Source organism: Nonomuraea rosea (assembly GCF_039539705.1).
GTDB classification, from domain to species: Bacteria; Actinomycetota; Actinomycetes; order Streptosporangiales; family Streptosporangiaceae; genus Nonomuraea; species Nonomuraea rosea.
Genome location: NZ_BAABDQ010000117.1, coordinates 1 through 2,145, shown reverse-complemented (window position 1 = coordinate 2,145; position 2,145 = coordinate 1). Strand labels below are relative to the sequence as shown.

Sequence of the window (2,145 nt, the reverse complement as noted above, 5' to 3'; positions counted from 1 at the left end):
CGTCGCAGCTCGACGTGCTCGAAGCCGAGGCCATCCACATCATGCGCGAAGTGGCGGCCGAGTTCGAGCGTCCATGTCTGCTCTTCTCCGGGGGCAAGGACTCGATCGTCATGCTCCGCATCGCGGAGAAGGCGTTCTGGCCCGCGCCGATCCCGTTCCCGCTCATGCACGTCGACACCGGCCACAACTTCGAGGAGGTCATCGAGTTCCGCGACCGGCGCTCCGCCGAGCTCGGCGCGCGGCTGATCGTGGCCAGCGTGCAGGACTCCATCGACCAGGGCCGGGTCGTGGAGGAGAGCGGGCGGCGCGCCTCACGCAACCGCCTGCAGACCACCACGCTGCTCGACGGGATCGAGGAGCACGAGTTCGACGCCGTGTTCGGCGGCGCGCGGCGCGATGAGGAGAAGGCCAGGGCCAAGGAGCGGGTGTTCTCCTTCCGCGACGACTTCGGGCAGTGGGACCCGAAGAACCAGCGCCCCGAGCTGTGGAACCTCTACAACGCGCGGATCCGCAAGGGCGAGCACATCCGTGTCTTCCCGCTGTCGAACTGGACCGAGCTGGACGTGTGGGACTACATCAGGCGCGAGGGCATCGAGATCCCCTCCATCTACTTCGCCCACACGCGCAAGGTGTTCGAGCGCGACGGCATGCTGCTGCCCGACTCCGGCGTCGTGCAGCGCGGTGAGGACGAGCCGCTCTTCGAGGGCGTGGTGCGCTACCGCACGGTGGGCGACATGACCTGCACGGGCGCGGTGTCGTCCACGGCCGCCACGGTCGAGGAGATCATCGAGGAGATCGCGGCCACCCGGATCACCGAGCGCGGGGCCACCAGGGCCGACGACCGCGCGTCCGAGGCCGCCATGGAGGACCGCAAGAGGGAAGGCTACTTTTAATGGACATTCTTCGCTTTGCCACCGCGGGAAGCGTCGACGACGGCAAGTCCACCCTCATCGGACGTCTGCTCTTCGACTCCAAGGCCATCTTCGAGGACCAGCTCGAAGCGGTCGAGCGCACCTCGCGTGACCGCGGCACCGAATACACCGACCTGTCGCTGCTGACCGACGGCCTGCGGGCCGAGCGGGAGCAGGGGATCACGATCGACGTGGCCTACCGCTATTTCGCCACGCCGAAGCGTAAGTTCATCATCGCCGACACGCCCGGCCACATCCAGTACACCCGCAACATGGTCACCGGCGCCTCCACCGCCGACCTGGCGATCATCCTCATCGACGCCCGCAAGGGCGTGCTGGAGCAATCACGCAGGCACGCGTTCCTGACCTCGCTGCTGCGCGTGCCGCACCTGGTGCTGGCCGTCAACAAGATGGACCTGGTCGACTACTCCCAGGAACGCTTCGAGGAGATCAGGGAGGAGTTCACCGCGTTCGCCTCCAAGCTGAACGTCACCGACCTGACGTTCATCCCGATCTCCGCGCTCAACGGCGACAACGTGGTCTCGCGCTCGGAGAACATGCCCTGGTACCTGGGCACCTCGCTGCTGCACCACCTGGAGAACGTGCACATCGCCTCCGACCGCAACCTGGTCGACGTGCGCTTCCCGGTCCAGTACGTGATCCGCCCGCAGCGGGCCACCGACCACGCCTTCCACGACTACCGCGGCTACGCGGGCCAGGTGGCGGGCGGCGTGCTCAAGCCCGGCGACGAGGTCGTGCACCTGCCCTCCGGCCTCACCACCCGGATCGCCTCGATCGACACCTTCGACGGCCCGGTGCAGGAGGCGTTCCCGCCCATGTCGGTGACGCTGCGCTTCGAGGACGACCTGGACATCTCACGCGGCGACATGATCGCCCGCCCCAACAACCAGCCGCAGGTGGCGCAGGAGCTGGAGGCGATGCTCTGCTGGATGGGCGACGGCGCCAAGCTGACGCCGCGCACCAAGCTGACGATCAAGCACACCACCCGTACGGCCCGCGCCATGGTGCGTGACCTGCACTACCGCCTCGACGTCAACACCCTGCACCGCGACGAGGAGGCGACCTCGCTCTCCCTCAACGAGATCGGGCGGGTCTCACTGCGGGTGACACAGCCGATGTTCGTGGACGACTACTCCCGCAACCGGCTGACCGGCGGCTTCATCCTGGTGGACGAGGCCACGAACGGCACCGTCGGCGCCGGCATGATCATCGA

2 protein-coding genes are annotated in these 2,145 nt (G+C 67.5%); both read left to right on the top strand.

The annotated features are described in order from the left end of the window. A partial coding sequence (gene cysD, locus ABEA43_RS67620) for a sulfate adenylyltransferase subunit CysD (RefSeq protein WP_345581500.1) occupies positions 1–893 on the top strand: 893 nt, incomplete at its 5' end. Next, positions 893–2,145, top strand: a 1,253-nt coding sequence (gene cysN, locus ABEA43_RS67615; protein WP_345581497.1) for a sulfate adenylyltransferase subunit CysN, incomplete at its 3' end; no start/stop codon positions are given. The genes cysD and cysN, both read left to right, overlap by 1 nt.